Source organism: Pseudomonas sp. LBUM1660 (genome assembly GCF_059695935.1).
This window is the reverse complement of sequence record NZ_CP166795.1, coordinates 105,987-127,139: the sequence shown is the minus strand read 5'-3', so window position 1 is coordinate 127,139 and position 21,153 is coordinate 105,987. Positions and strand designations below refer to the sequence as shown.

At 56.0% G+C, this 21,153-nt stretch carries 15 protein-coding genes, 2 tRNA genes and 4 rRNA genes; 11 read left to right on the top strand and 10 right to left on the bottom strand.

Features of this window, described 5'->3' with window-relative positions:
- Positions 1-32: 32 nt before the first annotated feature.
- The 10 genes from ACA068_RS00635 to ACA068_RS00590 form a co-directional block, all read right to left on the bottom strand.
- Positions 33-1,913: a methyl-accepting chemotaxis protein gene (locus ACA068_RS00635; RefSeq protein WP_497306833.1), complete on the bottom strand. Its 1,881-nt coding sequence runs from the start codon at positions 1,911-1,913 to the stop codon at positions 33-35.
- A 357-nt stretch (positions 1,914-2,270) separates the two neighbouring features.
- Positions 2,271-2,386: ribosomal RNA gene (gene rrf, locus ACA068_RS00630) — 5S ribosomal RNA — on the bottom strand.
- Positions 2,387-2,493: 107 nt separating this feature from the next.
- Positions 2,494-2,609, bottom strand: a 5S ribosomal RNA gene (gene rrf / locus ACA068_RS00625).
- 174 nt (positions 2,610-2,783) lie between these two features.
- Positions 2,784-5,675 (bottom strand): 23S ribosomal RNA (locus ACA068_RS00620).
- A gap of 249 nt (positions 5,676-5,924) precedes the next feature.
- A tRNA-Ala gene (locus ACA068_RS00615) sits at positions 5,925-6,000 on the bottom strand.
- A 27-nt stretch (positions 6,001-6,027) separates the two neighbouring features.
- Positions 6,028-6,104 (bottom strand) — tRNA-Ile (locus ACA068_RS00610).
- 161 nt (positions 6,105-6,265) lie between these two features.
- Positions 6,266-7,804: ribosomal RNA gene (locus tag ACA068_RS00605) — 16S ribosomal RNA — on the bottom strand.
- Together the 16S, 23S and 5S rRNA genes with 2 tRNA genes alongside form the textbook arrangement of a ribosomal RNA operon.
- A 292-nt stretch (positions 7,805-8,096) precedes the next feature.
- Entirely contained in the window at positions 8,097-8,417 is a 321-nt protein-coding gene (locus ACA068_RS00600) for a hypothetical protein (protein WP_497306832.1), read from the bottom strand.
- Positions 8,418-8,446: 29 nt separating this feature from the next.
- Positions 8,447-9,667, bottom strand: a complete 1,221-nt coding sequence (locus ACA068_RS00595) for a CaiB/BaiF CoA transferase family protein (protein ID WP_497306830.1) — start codon at positions 9,665-9,667, stop codon at positions 8,447-8,449.
- 13 nt (positions 9,668-9,680) lie between these two features.
- Positions 9,681-10,862: an acyl-CoA dehydrogenase gene (locus tag ACA068_RS00590; RefSeq protein ID WP_010465741.1), complete on the bottom strand. Its 1,182-nt coding sequence runs from the start codon at positions 10,860-10,862 to the stop codon at positions 9,681-9,683.
- A gap of 157 nt (positions 10,863-11,019) precedes the next feature.
- Here ACA068_RS00590 and ACA068_RS00585 point away from each other — a divergent pair, with 157 nt between their 5' ends.
- The 11 genes from ACA068_RS00585 (at position 11,020) to ACA068_RS00535 (ending at position 21,120) form a co-directional block, all read left to right on the top strand.
- Complete coding sequence (locus ACA068_RS00585) at positions 11,020-11,919, top strand: LysR family transcriptional regulator (RefSeq protein ID WP_219094784.1); 900 nt, start codon at positions 11,020-11,022, stop codon at positions 11,917-11,919.
- Between the two features lie 435 nt (positions 11,920-12,354).
- Positions 12,355-13,476: a Re/Si-specific NAD(P)(+) transhydrogenase subunit alpha gene (locus ACA068_RS00580; RefSeq protein ID WP_497306827.1), complete on the top strand. Its 1,122-nt coding sequence runs from the start codon at positions 12,355-12,357 to the stop codon at positions 13,474-13,476.
- A gap of 15 nt (positions 13,477-13,491) precedes the next feature.
- A complete protein-coding gene (locus tag ACA068_RS00575; RefSeq protein ID WP_003187010.1) occupies positions 13,492-13,815 on the top strand; it encodes an NAD(P) transhydrogenase subunit alpha part 2 in 324 nt (107 codons plus the stop codon).
- Positions 13,815-15,251 (top strand): NAD(P)(+) transhydrogenase (Re/Si-specific) subunit beta, encoded by a 1,437-nt coding sequence (locus tag ACA068_RS00570; RefSeq protein ID WP_497306825.1) that lies wholly within the window; start codon positions 13,815-13,817, stop codon positions 15,249-15,251. The genes ACA068_RS00575 and ACA068_RS00570 overlap by 1 nt, the downstream gene beginning before the upstream one ends.
- A gap of 180 nt (positions 15,252-15,431) precedes the next feature.
- On the top strand, positions 15,432-16,925 hold the full coding sequence (scpC, locus tag ACA068_RS00565) for a succinyl-CoA:acetate CoA-transferase ScpC (protein WP_497306823.1): 1,494 nt from the start codon (positions 15,432-15,434) through the stop codon (positions 16,923-16,925).
- Positions 16,926-17,243: 318 nt separating this feature from the next.
- Positions 17,244-17,459 carry a DUF1127 domain-containing protein gene (locus ACA068_RS00560; protein WP_007902752.1) on the top strand — a complete coding sequence of 72 codons (216 nt, stop codon included), beginning with the start codon at positions 17,244-17,246 and terminating at the stop codon, positions 17,457-17,459.
- Positions 17,460-17,718: 259 nt separating this feature from the next.
- The gene (locus ACA068_RS00555; RefSeq protein ID WP_497310688.1) at positions 17,719-17,928 is read left to right on the top strand and encodes a DUF1127 domain-containing protein; all 210 of its coding nucleotides are present in this window, start codon (positions 17,719-17,721) and stop codon (positions 17,926-17,928) included.
- 143 nt (positions 17,929-18,071) lie between these two features.
- Positions 18,072-18,389 carry a DUF2388 domain-containing protein gene (locus ACA068_RS00550; RefSeq protein WP_010465729.1) on the top strand — a complete coding sequence of 106 codons (318 nt, stop codon included), beginning with the start codon at positions 18,072-18,074 and terminating at the stop codon, positions 18,387-18,389.
- 106 nt (positions 18,390-18,495) lie between these two features.
- Entirely contained in the window at positions 18,496-18,813 is a 318-nt protein-coding gene (locus ACA068_RS00545) for a DUF2388 domain-containing protein (RefSeq protein WP_497306822.1), read from the top strand.
- Between the two features lie 28 nt (positions 18,814-18,841).
- On the top strand, positions 18,842-19,162 hold the full coding sequence (locus tag ACA068_RS00540) for a DUF2388 domain-containing protein (protein WP_094469762.1): 321 nt from the start codon (positions 18,842-18,844) through the stop codon (positions 19,160-19,162).
- Positions 19,159-21,120 (top strand): DUF7844 domain-containing protein, encoded by a 1,962-nt coding sequence (locus tag ACA068_RS00535; RefSeq protein WP_497306820.1) that lies wholly within the window; start codon positions 19,159-19,161, stop codon positions 21,118-21,120. The genes ACA068_RS00540 and ACA068_RS00535 overlap by 4 nt, the downstream gene beginning before the upstream one ends.
- The last annotated feature ends 33 nt before the right edge of the window (positions 21,121-21,153 follow it).

Sequence of the window (21,153 nt, the reverse complement as noted above, 5' to 3'; positions counted from 1 at the left end):
GAAGAACGATAACGCAGCAGAACTGACCCGAATCAGATCTTGAAGCTGTCCACCAACTGCTTCAACCGATTCGCCTGCAACGACAACGCATCACAATCCTTCAACGTTTCATTGAGGTTGGCCACGCTCTGCTGGTTCAGCAAGTTGATCTGGTTGACGTCGACGTTAAGGGTTTCCACTACCGCCGTCTGCTCTTCGGTCGCCGCCGCCACCGACTGGTTCATGCCGTCGATTTCGCCGATGCGCTGGGTCACGCTGACCAAGCGCAGGCCCGCCTGATTGGCTACTTCAACACTCTCTTCGCTGGAGACCTGACTGGCATTCATGGTCGTCACCGCTTCGCGAGAACCGATCTGCAGCGAGGTGATCATCTTGTGGATCTCTTCCGCCGACTCCTGCGTGCGATGCGCCAGGTTGCGCACTTCGTCCGCCACGACCGCAAAACCACGACCGGCTTCACCGGCACGCGCCGCTTCGATGGCGGCGTTGAGCGCGAGCAAGTTGGTCTGCTGGGAGATGCCTTTGATCACATCCAGAATGTGCCCGATGTTGTCAGTACTCGCATTCAGGGTTTCGATCTGGGTGCAGGACAGGCTGATTTTCTGCGACAACTCGGTCATGGCCAGGATGGTTTTCTCCACGACCTGACGACCATCATCCGCCTGCTCGCTCGCACCGCTTGCATGCTGCGAAGCATCGGCAGCATTGCGGGCGATTTCCTGGGTGGCGGCACCCAATTGGTTGATGGCGGCAGCCACGCTGTTGGTGCGCGCGCTTTGCTCGTCGGAGCCGACGATTGAGGCGTTGGACGATGCCATCACCCGTTGCGACAAATCGTGGACTTGACGGGTCGCCGAGGACACTTCGGAAATCGACGCGTGAATCCGCTCCACGAACTGGTTGAACGAACCGCCCAACTCGCCGAACTCGTCTTTGCTTTCCACGGCCAGACGACGGGTCAGGTCGCCTTCGCCCTGGGCGATGTCCTGCATCGCGCGGCCCATGGTGGTCAGCGGACGCATCAGCACGTTGATCAGCAGGCTCAACAGCACCGCAATAACGCTGACGGCGATAAACATGGCGATCAGCGCCGAGGTACGGAATTGGCTCAGTGGTGCGTAGGCCTTGTCCTTATCGATCGACAGACCGATGTACCACTCGGCATTTGGCAAACCGCTCACCGGGGTGAACGAGAGGATGCGGTCCTGCTTGTTCAGGGTGACGTCCTGATTGCCCTTCTCGATGCGTACGCCAGAGTTTGGATAAATGTCCTTCAGGTTTTTCATCACCTGGTCTTTGTCCGGGCTGACGATCACCTGACCGTCGGCACTGACCAGGAACGCGTGGCCGATGCCACCGAAGTCCACCGAGTTGATGATCTTCACCAGGGTCTCCAGGCTCAGATCACCGCCAACCACGCCGAGCAATTCGCCGTTCTTTTTCACCGGCATGGCGATCGTCACCACCAACCCACCGACGGCGGCCATGTACGGCGGCGTCAGCATAGTCTTGTCGGCAGCCACTGCTTGTTTGTACCAAGGGCGCTGACGCGGATCGTAACCGTCCGGCATCCTCGCGTCAGGACGTTGGGTGAACACGCCATTGGCCTGGCCAACGTAGGTGAACTGAAAGTTCGAGGTGAAGGCCGGTTGATCCACCAGGCCTGGAAGGTCCGCATTGGCGCCTTGATGAGCGACGTTCTGTGCGAGGTTTTCCAGCACCAACACGCGGCCGCTCATCCAGTTCTGCACGCTGCTGGCGGTCAAATCGCCGGCTTGCTGGACGGAGGATTCGAGGTTTTGCCGGATGGTGTTTCGCTGCAGATAGTCGTTGTACAAAGTGAACAACGCAAAAGCCAGCACCACGACGCCAGAGGCGGCCAGAAGGATTTTATGGCTGAATTTGAGATTCATTTCATGGGACTTCTTATGCAAAAAGTGGGGATGCGTTCCAGGTGCAACATTCCATGTAACAGCGCAGGCGGCATTCTTCGGCCGCTCTACTTTGGTGCACGCATGTCTCACCAGTCTGTCGGCACCAGTCGGAGAAATCTTAGGGGTTTGTACGAAATGATCGATATTCCCGCCGGACGGCGTGCTAGCGCGGTTGGCGGTCGATGTACTTCTTGAATACTTGGGAATACTTGGGAATGCTGGGGAAGGACGTGACGCAGATGTGGCATGTCACGCCGGGGACAATGGCCCGAAGTTTATGGAGCTAAAACGACAAAACCCCTGTCTGCGTTAGCAGACAGGGGTTTCGGAATTCAATCTTGACGATGACCTACTCTCACATGGGGAAACCCCACACTACCATCGGTGATGCATCGTTTCACTGCTGAGTTCGGGATGGGATCAGGTGGTTCCAATGCTCTATGGTCGTCAAGAAATTCTGTAACCAGCCCGTTAAAGTCGTAACGTGCCAGAAAAATTGGTGACTTCTACTAAAACAAAACCCCTACCTGCATACGCAGATAGGGGTTTCGGAATTTAATCTTGACGATGACCTACTCTCACATGGGGAAACCCCACACTACCATCGGCGATGCATCGTTTCACTGCTGAGTTCGGGATGGGATCAGGTGGTTCCAATGCTCTATGGTCGTCAAGAAATTCGGTAGCCAGGTCGTTCTCCTTACGGATTACGCTCCAGCGAATGGGTATGTGATAGATTTCGGTGTTTTGTGAGTCCTTTCGAACTTTCGGTTCGTTTCGTCTTCACACACCGCAATCTGGTGCTCTTTTGCTTTTCAGCTCAAAGCTTGCAAATTGCTTGGGTGTTATATGGTCAAGCCTCACGGGCAATTAGTATTGGTTAGCTCAACGCCTCACAGCGCTTACACACCCAACCTATCAACGTCGTAGTCTTCGACGGCCCTTCAGGGGACTCAAGGTCCCAGTGAGATCTCATCTTGAGGCTAGTTTCCCGCTTAGATGCTTTCAGCGGTTATCTATTCCGAACATAGCTACCCGGCAATGCCACTGGCGTGACAACCGGAACACCAGAGGTTCGTCCACTCCGGTCCTCTCGTACTAGGAGCAGCCCCTCTCAAATCTCAAACGTCCACGGCAGATAGGGACCGAACTGTCTCACGACGTTCTAAACCCAGCTCGCGTACCACTTTAAATGGCGAACAGCCATACCCTTGGGACCGGCTTCAGCCCCAGGATGTGATGAGCCGACATCGAGGTGCCAAACACCGCCGTCGATATGAACTCTTGGGCGGTATCAGCCTGTTATCCCCGGAGTACCTTTTATCCGTTGAGCGATGGCCCTTCCATACAGAACCACCGGATCACTAAGACCTACTTTCGTACCTGCTCGACGTGTCTGTCTCGCAGTCAAGCGCGCTTTTGCCTTTATACTCTACGACCGATTTCCGACCGGTCTGAGCGCACCTTCGTACTCCTCCGTTACTCTTTAGGAGGAGACCGCCCCAGTCAAACTACCCACCATACACTGTCCTCGATCCGGATAACGGACCTGAGTTAGAACCTCAAAGTTGCCAGGGTGGTATTTCAAGGTTGGCTCCACGCGAACTGGCGTCCACGCTTCAAAGCCTCCCACCTATCCTACACAAGCAAATTCAAAGTCCAGTGCAAAGCTATAGTAAAGGTTCACGGGGTCTTTCCGTCTAGCCGCGGATACACTGCATCTTCACAGCGATTTCAATTTCACTGAGTCTCGGGTGGAGACAGCGCCGCCATCGTTACGCCATTCGTGCAGGTCGGAACTTACCCGACAAGGAATTTCGCTACCTTAGGACCGTTATAGTTACGGCCGCCGTTTACCGGGGCTTCGATCAAGAGCTTCGCGTTAGCTAACCCCATCAATTAACCTTCCGGCACCGGGCAGGCGTCACACCCTATACGTCCACTTTCGTGTTTGCAGAGTGCTGTGTTTTTAATAAACAGTCGCAGCGGCCTGGTATCTTCGACCGGCATGAGCTTACGGAGCAAGTCCTTCACCCTCACCGGCGCACCTTCTCCCGAAGTTACGGTGCCATTTTGCCTAGTTCCTTCACCCGAGTTCTCTCAAGCGCCTTGGTATTCTCTACCCAACCACCTGTGTCGGTTTGGGGTACGGTTCCTGGTTACCTGAAGCTTAGAAGCTTTTCTTGGAAGCATGGCATCAACCACTTCGTGTTCTAAAAGAACACTCGTCATCAGCTCTCGGCCTTAGAATCCCGGATTTACCTAAGATTCCAGCCTACCACCTTAAACTTGGACAACCAACGCCAAGCTGGCCTAGCCTTCTCCGTCCCTCCATCGCAATAACCAGAAGTACAGGAATATTAACCTGTTTTCCATCGACTACGCTTTTCAGCCTCGCCTTAGGGACCGACTAACCCTGCGTCGATTAACGTTGCGCAGGAAACCTTGGTCTTTCGGCGTGGGTGTTTTTCACACCCATTGTCGTTACTCATGTCAGCATTCGCACTTCTGATACCTCCAGCAAGCTTCTCAACTCACCTTCACAGGCTTACAGAACGCTCCTCTACCGCATCACCTAAGTGATACCCGTAGCTTCGGTGTATGGTTTGAGCCCCGTTACATCTTCCGCGCAGGCCGACTCGACTAGTGAGCTATTACGCTTTCTTTAAAGGGTGGCTGCTTCTAAGCCAACCTCCTAGCTGTCTAAGCCTTCCCACATCGTTTCCCACTTAACCATAACTTTGGGACCTTAGCTGACGGTCTGGGTTGTTTCCCTTTTCACGACGGACGTTAGCACCCGCCGTGTGTCTCCCATGCTCGGCACTTGTAGGTATTCGGAGTTTGCATCGGTTTGGTAAGTCGGGATGACCCCCTAGCCGAAACAGTGCTCTACCCCCTACAGTGATACATGAGGCGCTACCTAAATAGCTTTCGAGGAGAACCAGCTATCTCCGAGCTTGATTAGCCTTTCACTCCGATCCACAGGTCATCCGCTAACTTTTCAACGGTAGTCGGTTCGGTCCTCCAGTTAGTGTTACCCAACCTTCAACCTGCCCATGGATAGATCGCCCGGTTTCGGGTCTATTCCCAGCGACTAGACGCCCTATTAAGACTCGCTTTCGCTACGCCTCCCCTATTCGGTTAAGCTCGCCACTGAAAATAAGTCGCTGACCCATTATACAAAAGGTACGCAGTCACCCAACAAAGTGGGCTCCCACTGCTTGTACGCATACGGTTTCAGGATCTATTTCACTCCCCTCTCCGGGGTTCTTTTCGCCTTTCCCTCACGGTACTAGTTCACTATCGGTCAGTCAGTAGTATTTAGCCTTGGAGGATGGTCCCCCCATATTCAGACAAAGTTTCTCGTGCTCCGTCCTACTCGATTTCATGACTAAGAGATTTTCGCGTACAGGGCTATCACCCACTATGGCCGCACTTTCCAGAGCGTTCCGCTAATCTCAAAGCCACTTAAGGGCTAGTCCCCGTTCGCTCGCCACTACTAAGGGAATCTCGGTTGATTTCTTTTCCTCAGGGTACTTAGATGTTTCAGTTCCCCTGGTTCGCCTCTTAAGCCTATGTATTCAGCTTAAGATAACCATCTTATGATGGCTGGGTTCCCCCATTCAGACATCTCCGGATCAAAGTCTGTTTGCCGACTCCCCGAAGCTTTTCGCAGGCTACCACGTCTTTCATCGCCTCTGACTGCCAAGGCATCCACCGTATGCGCTTCTTCACTTGACCATATAACCCCAAGCAATCTGGTTATACTGTGAAGACGACATTCGCCGAAAATTCGATAATACTCAGTTAAGAGTAACTCACAAATTTTACCTTAGCCTGATCCGTTACCAGTGAAAGTAACGTTCAGTCTATCTTTCTATCACATACCCAAATTTTTAAAGAACGATCTAGCCAAAGACTAGAAATCAACATTCACCATCATCACAATGGAATGCTCATTTCTAAGCTTTCAACAAACAGAAGCAGTAGTGGTGGAGCCAAACGGGATCGAACCGTTGACCTCCTGCGTGCAAGGCAGGCGCTCTCCCAGCTGAGCTATGGCCCCGTATTTCTACAGGTTCCCACACAAAATTGGTGGGTCTGGGCAGATTCGAACTGCCGACCTCACCCTTATCAGGGGTGCGCTCTAACCAACTGAGCTACAGACCCAATTTCGAGCTTTAAGGCCGACCTCACCCTGCTCTTTACCACTGAGCATGGGGTGCGCTCCAACCAACTAAGCTACAACCTGTTAGGGCTGCTTCTTATCGTCTTCTTCAATGAATCAAGCAATTCGTGTGGGAACTTATGGAGCAGCTGATGTCGTCGATTAAGGAGGTGATCCAGCCGCAGGTTCCCCTACGGCTACCTTGTTACGACTTCACCCCAGTCATGAATCACACCGTGGTAACCGTCCTCCCGAAGGTTAGACTAGCTACTTCTGGTGCAACCCACTCCCATGGTGTGACGGGCGGTGTGTACAAGGCCCGGGAACGTATTCACCGCGACATTCTGATTCGCGATTACTAGCGATTCCGACTTCACGCAGTCGAGTTGCAGACTGCGATCCGGACTACGATCGGTTTTCTGGGATTAGCTCCACCTCGCGGCTTGGCAACCCTCTGTACCGACCATTGTAGCACGTGTGTAGCCCAGGCCGTAAGGGCCATGATGACTTGACGTCATCCCCACCTTCCTCCGGTTTGTCACCGGCAGTCTCCTTAGAGTGCCCACCATTACGTGCTGGTAACTAAGGACAAGGGTTGCGCTCGTTACGGGACTTAACCCAACATCTCACGACACGAGCTGACGACAGCCATGCAGCACCTGTCTCAATGTTCCCGAAGGCACCAATCCATCTCTGGAAAGTTCATTGGATGTCAAGGCCTGGTAAGGTTCTTCGCGTTGCTTCGAATTAAACCACATGCTCCACCGCTTGTGCGGGCCCCCGTCAATTCATTTGAGTTTTAACCTTGCGGCCGTACTCCCCAGGCGGTCAACTTAATGCGTTAGCTGCGCCACTAAGAGCTCAAGGCTCCCAACGGCTAGTTGACATCGTTTACGGCGTGGACTACCAGGGTATCTAATCCTGTTTGCTCCCCACGCTTTCGCACCTCAGTGTCAGTATCAGTCCAGGTGGTCGCCTTCGCCACTGGTGTTCCTTCCTATATCTACGCATTTCACCGCTACACAGGAAATTCCACCACCCTCTACCATACTCTAGCTTGTCAGTTTTGAATGCAGTTCCCAGGTTGAGCCCGGGGATTTCACATCCAACTTAACAAACCACCTACGCGCGCTTTACGCCCAGTAATTCCGATTAACGCTTGCACCCTCTGTATTACCGCGGCTGCTGGCACAGAGTTAGCCGGTGCTTATTCTGTCGGTAACGTCAAAACACTTACGTATTAGGTAAATGCCCTTCCTCCCAACTTAAAGTGCTTTACAATCCGAAGACCTTCTTCACACACGCGGCATGGCTGGATCAGGCTTTCGCCCATTGTCCAATATTCCCCACTGCTGCCTCCCGTAGGAGTCTGGACCGTGTCTCAGTTCCAGTGTGACTGATCATCCTCTCAGACCAGTTACGGATCGTCGCCTTGGTGAGCCATTACCTCACCAACTAGCTAATCCGACCTAGGCTCATCTGATAGCGCAAGGCCCGAAGGTCCCCTGCTTTCTCCCGTAGGACGTATGCGGTATTAGCGTCCGTTTCCGAGCGTTATCCCCCACTACCAGGCAGATTCCTAGGCATTACTCACCCGTCCGCCGCTCGCCACCAGGTACAAGTACCCGTGCTGCCGCTCGACTTGCATGTGTTAGGCCTGCCGCCAGCGTTCAATCTGAGCCATGATCAAACTCTTCAGTTCAAACATCTTTGGGTTTTTAAGAAACCCTAAACTTGGCTCAGCAATCGTTGGTTACATCTTTGATTTCTCGCGGAGTAACTTGTGATGCTGATAATCTTGTTGACTATCAGTCTGACTCCACAAGCACCCACACGAATTGCTTGATTCAGTTGTTAAAGAGCGGTTGGTTAAGATCTTTCGTCTCAACCGAGGCGCGCATTCTACAGCAGCCTCTGTTGCTGTCAAGCGGTTATTTTCAGAAGTTTTCAAAGTTTCCTTTGCAACTTCAACCACTTGCGCTTCCGATCTCTCGTTAGCGGGAGGCGAATTCTACAGCGTTACTCGCTGCTGTCAACACCTCTTTTTCTCCGCTTTCGACCGAGAAGATCGAATCGTCAATCAAGCTAAACAACCCTGCCTGACCAACTCCTTCTGGGCTTCGATGACCTGAAGCAACTCGCTGTCGAAAACTGCGTAACTCTTTGTTTACCAAGGAGTTTTCCGTTTCGACTGCGCCGGAAGTGGGGCGAATTATAGACTTCCAGAATCTGCCGTCAACCCCTGATTTGGCTTTTCTATCAATAACTTGCAGAAAGCTGGAAAACAGGCCGATTCCCTCTATATAGGAGGGCAAAACCACCCCCTTCTATATAGAAGGAATCTTCAGAGTACCCCTGCCACTTTGAAAGCGGCGACCGTATCAGCGTCCAGACCCAACACCCGCTGCAGAACCTCCAGCGTGTGCTCGCCCAATAACGGAGGCGCATTACGATACTCCACTGGCGTTTCCGACAGGCGAATAGGGCTCGCTACCTGCGGCACCATCCCTGCCAACACATGGGGTAGTTCGATCGCCAAGCCACGCGCCTTGACCTGAGGATCAGCAAACATCTGAGCCAAGTCATTAATAGGCCCGCATGGCACACCCGCCTGCTCCAGTTGCAGCACCCACTCAGCCGTGGTCTTGAAGACGGTCGCCTGACGGATTAGCGGAATCAACACCGAACGATTCGCCACCCGCAGCTTGTTGGTCGCGAAGCGTGGGTCATCCGCCCACTGAGGTTGCCCAGCCACCTCCGCAAACTTGCGGAACTGCCCGTCATTGCCCACGGTGAGGATGAAGTCGCCATCTGCCGTAGGAAAATCCTGATAAGGCACGATGTTCGGATGAGCATTACCTAGGCGCTTGGGCGCATTTCCCGTAGTCAGATAGTTCATCGCCTGGTTGGCCAGGCACGCAACCTGAACATCCAGCAACGCCATATCGATATGCTGACCGCCACCGTCATGATTCCTATGGGCCAACGCAGCAAGGATCGCCACCGTCGAATAGAGCCCGGTCAGGATGTCTGTCAGCGCCACACCGACTTTCACCGGCCCTGCGCCCTCATCTCCCTCAGGTCGACCGGTCAGACTCATCAGCCCGCCCAAGCCCTGGATCATGAAGTCATAACCCGCACGCTTGGCGTAAGGCCCGGTCTGGCCAAACCCTGTAATCGAGCAATAAATCAGATTCGGATTGGTGGCTTTAAGCGACTCATAGTCCAACCCATAAGCCGCCAGGCCACCAACCTTAAAGTTCTCGATCAGGATGTCCGACTTGGCTGCCAGATCACGCACCAACTTTTGCCCCTCTGGACGCGTGAAGTCGATGGTCACCGATTGCTTGTTGCGATTGGCAGACAAGTAATAGGCGGCCTCGCTGGTGTTCTCGCCATAGGCGTCTTTCAGGAAGGGCGGTCCCCAGGCGCGCGTATCGTCGCCATTGCCCGGGCGCTCGACCTTGATCACTTCGGCGCCAAGGTCCGCAAGGATCTGCCCGGCCCAAGGCCCGGCCAGCACCCGCGATAAATCCAGTACCCGTAGATGCGAAAGCGCGCCCATGGACGTTCTCCTATTAATAGAACGCCTGGATGCCGGTCTGCGCGCGACCGAGGATCAGTGCGTGGACGTCATGCGTACCTTCATAGGTATTCACCACTTCCAGGTTGACCAGGTGGCGGGCAACACCGAACTCATCGGAAATGCCGTTACCGCCCAACATGTCGCGCGCCATGCGCGCGATGTCCAGGGACTTGCCGCAGGAGTTGCGCTTCATCATCGAGGTGATCTCGACTGCCGCAGTGCCTTCATCTTTCATGCGACCCAGACGCAAGCAGCCTTGCAGCGCCAGGGTAATTTCGGTCTGCATGTCGGCCAGTTTCTTCTGGATCAACTGAGTGGCGGCCAACGGACGACCGAACTGCTGACGATCCAGGGTGTACTGGCGAGCGGTGTGCCAGCAGAACTCGGCAGCGCCCAAAGCGCCCCAGGAAATGCCATAGCGTGCGGAGTTGAGGCAAGTAAAAGGGCCTTTCAAACCGCGGACGTCAGGGAAAATGTTCTCTTCAGGGACAAACACGTTGTCCATGACGATCTCGCCGGTGATCGATGCACGCAAGCCAACCTTGCCATGGATCGCCGGAGCACTCAGGCCTTTCCAGCCTTTCTCCAGAACGAAGCCACGGATGTCGCCCGCATCATCCTTACCCCAAACCACGAACACATCGGCAATCGGGCTGTTGGTGATCCACATCTTGCTGCCGGTCAGGCTGTAGCCACCTTCCACTTTGCGTGCACGCGTAATCATCGCGCCCGGGTCGGAACCATGGTTAGGCTCCGTCAGACCGAAGCAGCCAATCCACTCGCCCGAGGCCAGTTTCGGCAGGTACTTCTGCTTCTGGGCTTCAGTGCCGAATTCATTGATCGGCACCATGACCAGCGAGGACTGCACACTCATCATCGAGCGGTAGCCGGAGTCGACACGCTCGACTTCACGAGCAATCAGCCCGTAGCTGACGTAGTTCAGGCCACTGCCACCGTACTGCTCGGGAATGGTCGCACCCAACAGGCCCACTTCGCCCATCTCGCGGAAGATCGCCGGATCAGTCTTCTCATGACGGAAAGCTTCAAGCACGCGCGGTGCGAGCTTCTGCTGAGCGAATTGCTCGGCAGTGTCGCGGATCATGCGTTCTTCTTCGGTGAGCTGTTGATCCAGCAGCAGGGGATCGATCCAGTTGAAGCTAGCTTTACCGCCCATGAGTGTGTCCTCTCGAATCGGGTCAAATAACGTGGACTGATCCTAAGCGCGGTTCAGCGTTACGGCAAACGAGGATTTTGCATACTGTTGTGCTAATTTCTCACTCCGTAACGTCGAGAAGTAGCCTTTATGCGATGTATTAGTGAGGTTGAAGTACATGCGTCGGAAAATCCCTAGCACAACCGCCCTGATCAGCTTTGAAGCGGCAGCGCGCCATGAGAGCTTTACCAAAGCGGCGCAGGAGCTTTCGCTCACTCAAGGCGCCATTTGCCGACAGATCGCCAGCCTCGAGGAGTTCCTCAGCGTAGAACTTTTCCGACGCTCGCGGCGCGGAGTGAAGCTGACGGAAGCCGGACTTTCCTACAGCCGCCGCGTAGCCACCCAGCTCGACGCGGTTGAGCGGGACACTTTGTCAGTGATGGGGCAACAGGGTGCCAACGTGATCGAGTTGGCCGTCGTGCCGACCTTTGGCACCCAATGGCTGCTGCCACGGCTCAAGGACTTCCAGCACAAACACCCGGAAGTGACGGTCAACCTAACCAACCGCACACGCCCCTTCCTGTTTGCCGATACCGACTTCGATGCCGCGATTTACTTTGGTGATGCGGATTGGTCGGGTACCGAATCCCACAGGTTGATGGGCGAAAATCCGATGCCGGTGTGCAGCCCTACGCTACTGGGCAAAAAAGCCAATCTGACAGCCGATGAAATCGCCGAAATGCCCCTGCTGCAACAGACCACACGCCCTTATGCCTGGCGCCAATGGTTCAACTCCCAGCACCTGAATGTGCCGCGCGACATGACAGGACCGCGCTACGAGCTATTCTCCATGCTTGCCCAAGCGGCGATGCACGACATGGGGATCGCGCTGATTCCGCCATTCCTGATTCAACGCGAACTGGCGGAGAAGCGCTTGGTAATAGCCAACACCCAGGCGCTGTCGAGCATCAAGGCTTATTACTTGATGATTCCGGAGCGAAAGGTCGAATCGGCGTCTCTACGAGCATTTCGCGATTGGCTGGTCACCCAGGCACAAAGCTACAGCCTAGAAGGGTAAAGGCTTACACCTTTTAGCTGACCCTGTAGTCAGCAAAATCAAAGCCCTACAGATATACGTATTTGTCGCATATTCGCAGACTGTACCGACAACCAGTACAAACGTCCCACAAGTGCCTGCCGACGTGGCTTTGAGCCTCTATTCACCAGCAATGACGCCTCATTCACCGTGCCGATGTGTAAATTCTTCAAATTCGGCCAGAATCGTTACAAGGCACGGCCTACAAGGGATTGAGGCGGCTGGTTGCGACATTCGGTCACGGGGTGACTTGTAGTTAATTTTCCGTCACCCGTCATAATCCCTTGAAGGCCACAAAGTTCGCCTGCAAAATGCCGCGCCCCGCCTAGATTTGGCGGGATCGTGCTGATCGGCCGCCCCAGCCGCACCATCCGAAGTGCCTGGGTTTACTCAATAAGATCACGCAGGAGATTTGACGTGCACATTGGTGTTCCTCTCGAAACCCAGACGGGTGAAACACGGGTTGCTGCAACCCCGGAAACCATCAAGAAGCTGATCGGCCAGGGTCATAAAGTCACTGTGCAAAGCGGCGCCGGCATTAATGCCAGCGTTGTCGACAGTGCTTATGAAGCGGCAGGCGCAATGATTGGCAGCGCCAACGATGCGTTTGGTGCCGAGCTGATTCTCAAGGTGGTCGCCCCCAGCGACAGCGAGCTGACGCTGATTAAAAGCGGCACCGTTGTGGTGGGCATGCTCAACCCGTTCAGCAATGAAACCATTGCCAAGCTGGCTGAGTGCGGCATTACCGCGTTCGCGCTGGAAGCGGCTCCGCGCACCTCCCGCGCTCAAAGCCTGGATGTGCTGTCTTCCCAAGCGAACATCGCCGGCTACAAAGCCGTGTTGCTGGCCGCTCACCACTACCCACGCTTCATGCCGATGCTGATGACGGCTGCGGGCACCGTGAAAGCGGCGCGCGTTCTGATTCTTGGCGCTGGCGTTGCGGGTTTGCAGGCGATCGCCACGGCGAAACGTCTGGGGGCGGTGATCGAAGCGTCTGACGTTCGTCCTGCGGTAAAGGAGCAGATTGAATCCCTCGGCGCCAAATTCGTCGACGTGCCGTATGAAACCGATGAAGAGCGCGAATGCGCTGTCGGTGTCGGCGGTTACGCCCGGCCAATGCCCGCCAGCTGGATGCAACGTCAGGCCCTGGCCGTGCACGAACGCGCCAAACAGGCTGACATCGTCATCACCACCGCACTGATCCCGGGCCGCAAGGCGCCGACGCTGTTGAGCGCGAAAACCGTGGCGCAAATGAAGCCAGGCTCGGTGGTCATCGACCTCGCCGCAGCCCAGGGCGGCAACTGCCCGCTCACCGTGGCCGACCAGGTCGTGGTCGAGAATGGCGTGACCATTTGCGGCCCGACCAATCTGGCCGGTGCTGTCGCGGCAGACGCTTCGGCCCTGTACGCACGCAACCTGCTGGACTTCCTGAAGCTGGTCTTCAACAAAGAAGGCCAGTTCGAGATCAACCTCGAAGACGACATCGTCGCCGCGTGCCTGATGTGCCGCGACGGCCAAGTCATCCGCAAAAACGCCTAAGCAGGGATTCAGACGATGGAAGAGCTTATCTCCCCCGGTATCTACAACCTGATCATCTTCGTGCTGGCGATTTATGTCGGGTATCACGTGGTCTGGAACGTTACGCCTGCACTGCACACGCCATTAATGGCGGTGACCAACGCGATCTCGGCGATTGTCATCGTCGGCGCCATGCTGGCCGCGGCTTTGACCGTAACGCCCCTGGGCAAGACCATGGGCACACTCGCGGTGGCTCTGGCTGCAGTGAACGTGTTTGGTGGCTTCCTGGTGACCCGCCGGATGCTTGAGATGTTCAAGAAAAAAGCCCCGAAAGCCGTAAAAGAAGAGGCGCCCAAGTAATGAGCATGAATCTTGTAACGACGCTCTACTTGATCGCGTCGATCTGCTTCATCCAGGCCCTTAAAGGCCTGTCGCACCCGACCACATCGCGGCGCGGCAACGTATACGGCATGCTCGGCATGGCGTTGGCGATCCTCACCACAGTCGGCCTCATCTATAAGCTGGGCGCGGAGCTGGCCACCGCTGGCATCGGCTATGTCATCGTCGGCTTGCTGGTCGGCGGCACTGCCGGCTCGATCATGGCTAAGCGCGTTGAAATGACCAAGATGCCGGAACTCGTCGCCTTCATGCACAGCATGATTGGTATGGCCGCGGTGTTCATTGCGATCGCAGCTGTCGTTGAGCCGCAATCGCTGGGCATCGTCAAGCAACTCGGTGATGCGATTCCGGCCGGTAACCGTCTGGAGCTGTTTCTCGGTGCGGCCATCGGTGCAATCACCTTCTCCGGTTCGGTGATCGCGTTCGGCAAGCTGTCGGGCAAGTACAAGTTCCGCCTTTTCCAGGGCGCACCGGTACAGTTCGGTGGCCAGCACAAGCTGAACCTGTTGCTGGGTCTGGCCACACTGGCGCTGGGCATCACCTTCATGCTGACCGGCAACCTCACTGCCTTCGCACTGATGCTGGCCCTGGCTTTCGTGCTGGGTGTGCTGATCATCATCCCGATCGGCGGTGCAGACATGCCGGTAGTGGTGTCGATGCTCAACAGCTACTCCGGCTGGGCAGCGGCAGGTATCGGCTTCTCGCTGAACAACTCGATGCTGATCATCGCGGGTTCTCTGGTGGGTTCGTCCGGTGCGATCCTCTCGTACATCATGTGCAAGGCGATGAACCGCTCCTTCTTTAATGTACTGCTTGGTGGTTTCGGCAACACGGCGGACCCGGCTGGCCCGGCAGGTTCGAAAGAAGCCCGCCCGGTGAAGTCCGGTTCGGCTGACGACGCGACCTTCCTGCTGACCAACGCCGACACCGTGATCATCGTTCCGGGTTACGGCCTGGCGGTCGCTCGGGCGCAACATGCGCTTAAAGAGTTGACCGAGAAGCTGACCCATCGCGGCGTCACCGTGAAGTACGCGATCCACCCGGTTGCCGGTCGTATGCCTGGGCACATGAACGTTTTGCTGGCTGAGGCAGAAGTGCCTTACGACCAGGTGTTCGAGATGGAAGACATCAATTCCGAGTTCGGTCAGGCCGACGTGGTGCTGGTGCTCGGCGCCAACGACGTGGTCAACCCGGCCGCGAAGAACGACCCGAAATCGCCGATTGCCGGTATGCCGATTCTCGAAGCGTTCAAGGCCAAGACCATCATCGTCAACAAGCGCTCGATGGCCAGCGGCTATGCCGGTCTGGACAACGAACTGTTCTACCTCGACAAAACCATGATGGTCTTCGGCGACGCCAAGAAAGTCATCGAAGACATGGTCAAAGCTGTCGAGTAAAACCTGCTCCAACGCAATACCCAAAACCTCAGCCTTTAGTAGGCTGGGGTTTTTTTATTCCCCGTGAAACCCGACCAAAGGCTCTAAATCAGGCCTCTGCATTCGACCATGGTAGCGGGACGGATTTTTTTCAAATCACTAGACTGCACACCTTGCTTCCGTTGCCCGAGATAACCATCCATGTACCGTGATCGTATTCGCTTGCCTTCGTTGTTGGATAAGGTGATGAGCGCCGCTGACGCTGCCGCTCTGATTCAGGACGGCATGACCGTCGGCATGAGTGGTTTCACTCGCGCTGGCGAAGCCAAAGCCGTCCCCCACGCCTTGGCCGAGCGCGCCAAAATCACTCCGCTGAAAATCACGTTGATGACCGGCGCCAGCCTGGGCAACGACCTCGATAAACAGCTCACCGAAGCCGGTGTACTGTCGCGACGCATGCCATTCCAGGTCGATAGCACTTTGCGCAAGGCGATTAACGCCGGCGAAGTGATGTTCATTGACCAGCATCTCTCGGAAACCGTCGAGCAACTGCGCAACCAGCAGCTCAAGCTGCCTGACATCGCGGTGATTGAAGCCGTAGCGATCACCGAGCAGGGCCATATCGTGCCGACCACTTCGGTGGGCAACTCGGCCAGCTTTGCGATTTTCGCCAAGCACGTGATCGTCGAGATCAACCTGGCCCACAACCCGAACCTTGAGGGTTTGCACGACATCTATATCCCGACTTATCGCCCGACCCGCACGCCGATTCCGCTGGTCAAAGTCGACGATCGCATTGGCAGCACCGCCATCCAGATCCCGCCGGAAAAGATCGTCGCCATCGTGATCACCAATCAGTCCGACTCGCCCTCCACTGTCCTGCCGCCGGACGTCGATACCCAAGCCATTGCCGATCACCTGATCGACTTCTTCAAGCAAGAAGTGGCCGCAGGGCGCATGACCAACAAGCTCGGCCCATTGCAGGCGGGTATTGGCACCATCGCCAACTCGGTGATGTGCGGCCTGATCGACTCGCCATTTGAAGACCTGACCATGTACTCCGAGGTGCTGCAGGACTCGACCTTCGACCTGATCGACGCCGGCAAGCTGAGCTTTGCGTCAGGCAGTTCGATCACCCTGTCGAGTCGACGCAATGCCGATGTTTTCGGCAACCTGGAGCGCTACAAGGACAAACTGGTCCTGAGGCCGCAGGAAATCTCGAACCACCCGGAAGTGGTGCGGCGCCTCGGCATCATTGGCATCAACACTGCGCTGGAGTTCGACCTGTACGGCAACGTCAACTCCACCCATGTCTGCGGCACACGCATGATGAATGGCATCGGCGGTTCCGGGGACTTTGCGCGCAACGCGCACCTGGCGATCTTCGTTACCAAATCGATCGCCAAGGGTGGCGCAATCTCCAGCGTGGTGCCGATGGTCAGCCACGTCGACCATACCGAGCATGACGTCGACATCCTTGTGACGGAGATCGGCCTGGCGGACCTGCGCGGCCTGGCGCCAAGGGAGCGGGCTCGAGTGGTTATCGACAACTGTGTGCACCCGGACTATCGCCAGGCGCTGGATGACTACTTTACGTCGGCCTGCGCATTGGGCGGGCACACCCCGCATATCCTGCGCGATGCCCTGCGCTGGCACATCAACCTGGAAGAAACCGGGCGAATGCTGGCGGTCTGATTCGGCGAAAAACAGCTGACGCAAGCACAGTTGCGTCAGCTGGCATTGGTCGCAGTAGATTATGTTTAAAACTGTACTGCTGTACTGGTCATTTCCTACCGTAATTGCCTACCAAATCCACACAAAACATAGAAATCGCACTAATTTGGTGCCGACAGGTACAGTTGCCTCAATTTCGACCAGTACACCCCCTATTAACAGTTAACTGGTCCCTCACAATACAGGTGAACTGTATCTACAGAGACTAGCCAAACGAGAGGATCATTGGCATCAGTTAAACCACTACCTAATCCCGCCACAAGCGGAAGGATGTCAACCATGGAACGTACACTCAGTTCCGAACTGTTCTTCGAAGATACCGCTGCAAAAACCCAGGCTTCCATGCCTCTTCGCGTTATTGCCAACCTGATGCTGTGGCAGCGCCGCATCTCCAGCCGCCATCAACTGGCTCGTCTGGATTCGCGTCTGCTGGCTGATGCCGGGATTAGCGAAGCACAACGCTACGAAGAGCTGAGCAAGCCGTTCTGGCGCTAAGTTAGCGTCGCTGGCCCTGACCCACCGGGTCCACAGCCAGCACTCCAAATTGAAAAAACAAAGCCCGTCGTGGGTAACCACGACGGGCTTTGTCGTTTTCGGCCTTTGTCAGTGCCAGTACAAGAGGGATAGCGGGCGACAGTTACAGTTATAACTATTTAATAATTGCACCAGTACAATTTCTTTGCGGTGTATCTGTAGGTCCAGAAGCAAAGAGCTCAACATGGAAGTCCTGACTCACCGGCAAAAGGACTGCGCCATGAATAACCTACTGAATGTTTCCGCTTCTGCCCTTCAAACGAAGCCGCGGTTCCTCAGGCTTAAACGTTTGCTGAGGGTGCTCGCTGACAACGTTGGTAGAGCTAGAACCCGACGTTTGCTGGGCCAGCTCAATGATCAGCAACTCTCGGACCTGGGCATCAGCCACGCGGATCGGCTCAATGAATTGGATAAACCGTTCTGGCGCTAGGCCCTGCTTTAACAGAAGGGACTGTTCGAACCGATAAAAGCAGGCCTAATATCAAACCAGAACGTGGCGAGCGCTGTACGACAGGCGTCTGACTCAACAGCTACCTCAACACCTCTCAATCGGTTATCCAAAGGAGTTACACCATGTCCCGTCTTCGTCTGCTCAGCGCTGCAGCCCTGCTTGCCGTGGCTGCCAATTCCCACGCGACCAGCTTTATCGTGACCACGGATGCCGTTGTCGGCGCGCTGAAGTCCAGTTCCGATGCAACCTCCGATGTCACTTCTTCCTTTCGCGATGACAAGATCGTGCGCGCTGCCCGTGACGACGCCGCCAGCTTCGTCGCCAGCGAAGGCGCCATTCGTGGCGTGAAACTGGAAAGCGCACTTGACCACATTCGCCACCAGGCGCCTCAGCTGAACGCCACTGATGCACAACTGGCACAGGCCATCCTGACGATCTAAGCGACACTGTCACATGGGACACGCTTGTCGTGTCCCAATATTTCGGGGCTGGCTCTAGCCCGGGCATTGCGCTAGCCTTTGGACTCGCTTTCGACAATCGAGTCTCATGCGTTTTCTTTCAAAGCCGTCTTTCACCTCAGTATTTCTCGCGGCCTGCTGGTCGAGCCCGACCTATGCCTTCGACGCGTTCAACCTGTCGACCCAAGGCATTGTGGTCACTGGTTACGCCTCAAGCATGGTGACCGCCGCCCCCTTCGACCGTAAGTTGCTGATCGAGGCACACGATGACGCTGCGGCGTTCATTGCCAGCGACGGCCAATTACGCGGAGCGCAGCTGGAATCCGCGCTGATTTACCTGCGCCGCAGCCAGCCAAAACTTCATGCAAGCGACCTTGAACTGGCGCAGGCAATTCTCGTCCAATAGTTATCCTTTGTCCTTGCGGAGTCGTTCCATGCGTAGCCCTCTGATTGCTGTTGCCCTTGGCCTGCTTTTATTGGCCGATGTGACCCAGGCGCATACCCTGGTCGCCACCAGTAATATCATCATCAATGCCACCCAGCGCACCCTTGATTTCACGTCCGATACCACCACGTCGATCCGGGATTCAAAGATCATCCGTGAAGCCCACGACGATGCGGCCAGTTTTGTTGCCAGTGACGGCGACATACGCGGCGCGCACCTCGAAGCGGCCATCAACACGTTGCGCACCCGCGTGCCGGAAGCCCGGGACGCCAGTGATCAGGTGCTCGCCGAAGCCATCCTCGCACTGTGAAGTCGCCAAGCGCCTGGCTGCTGGCCGGGCTGATGTTGCTGCTGTGCAACACGGCCCAGGCTGGCCTGCAATTACGGCTCAAGACCGAGGGTCTGAGCCCCGAACAACAGCAAGCCAGTCAGGTGTTGCTCGATGAAGCCATGCAGGCCTTGCCGCCACGCTTTATCGAAAAACTGGACCGCCGCATTGATGTCGGCTGGACCGACGACATGCCGAGCAATGCCTATGGCCAGGCCTCGCTGGTGTCCGAACTCGACCTGAACCGCAACCTGCTCGCAAGCCTCACGGACGGCAGCGCCGCCACCAAGAAAACCTATCGCCCCCACGGCACCGTCCGCCGCGAAATGCTCGCAACGGTGTTGCATGAACTCACCCACATTTACGACCGTTCGCGCCTGTGGCCGGACGCGGAACGCACGCTGATCCAGCGCTGTACCCGGCGCAACAACAGTTCCGGCCTGATCGGCATCCCGGATGAATGCCGTGGTCAATCCGACCGCCGCTTTACCCTGAGCGATGACCCGCGCCTGCTCGATCTGGCCGGCTGGCCGCAATACGTCGGTCGCCGTGGCGAGCGCGAGCAGCACAACCGGCAAATCGCCCGCAGCCCGGACATCTACGAAACGAGCAGTCCCAAAGAGTTTGTCGCGGTCAACATGGAGTATTTCCTCCTCGACCCGAGCTATGCCTGCCGTCGCCCCGCGCTGTATCGCTACTACAAAGAACATTTCGGTTGGGCTCCCGCTGCCAAGGACGCTTGCAGCAAGTCCTTTGCCTTCCTCAATGCCGGCAACGACTTCGCTAAACAACCGCTGGGCCAGGTCGATCCGGAACGGGTATACGCCGTCGACTATCTGCTGGCCGAAGCCAACCAGAACTGGGTCAGCCGCTGGGGGCACAGCATGTTGCGTCTGGTGATCTGCGCGCCAGGTCGGCCCCGTGGGCCAGATTGCCGACTGGATCTCGACCAGCACCTGGTCTTGTCCTATCGCGCCTTCGTCGGCGACGTACAGCTCTCGAGCTGGGATGGATTGGTGGGTAAATATCCGTCGCGGCTATTTGTATTGCCGTTGGCCCAAGTGATCGACGAATACACCAAGACTGAACTGCGCAGTCTGGCTTCGGTGCCGCTGAACCTGTCGCGCAACGAAATTGAAGACGTGGTGGAACACGCCGCCGAGATGCACTGGAGTTACGACGGCAACTATTTTTTCCTGTCCAATAACTGCGCGGTAGAAGGCCTGAAATTGCTGCGCAGCGGCACCAACAACGCGAAACTGGTCGGGCTCGACAGCATCATGCCCAACGGCTTACTGGAAGTGATGAAAGGCCGCGGACTGGCGAATACCAGCGTGCTGGACGACCCACGCGAAGCGCTGCGCCTTGGTTATCGCTTCGATTCCTTCCGTGATCGTTACCAAGCGATGTTCGAAGTGCTGAAGAAGCACTTGCCGATCAAGCAGGAAAAAGTCGAAGACTGGCTGGCACTGAAAGCTGCAGAACGTCGGCAATGGTTTGAGCAAGCTGATTTGCGCACCAGTGCCGCGTTGCTGTTGCTGGAGCAGGCAAGCTTCCGTCAACAGCTGGTGCTGGCCCAGGATGAAGTGAAACAGCGTTATCTGGGCGCTCGGGAATTGAAGAACGGCGGCATGGACAAGGCGAACGCGACCTTGCAGCAGATTCTCGCCAATAGCGGCTTCCTCAGTCGTCCGGCGGAGCTGCTCGGCACCGGCGGTTACGGATTGCCTCAACCGAATGAATGGCAGCGCCTGGAATCGGAAAGCAACCTGCGGCAGAAGCAGCTTCAGCTGCTGACCGGCGATCTGGACAAGGAAGTCAGAGCGCTGCTCGAACCAGGCCGGGCAGCTGAGATGGCCGCCAATGAAGCCAACCTGAAACTGGTGGGCGAACATTTGCGCAAATTGCATAAAGCAGCAGGCGGGCTGGAGTTGCCATAAGCAAGAAGGCGTCGTGGATGATCCATGACGCCT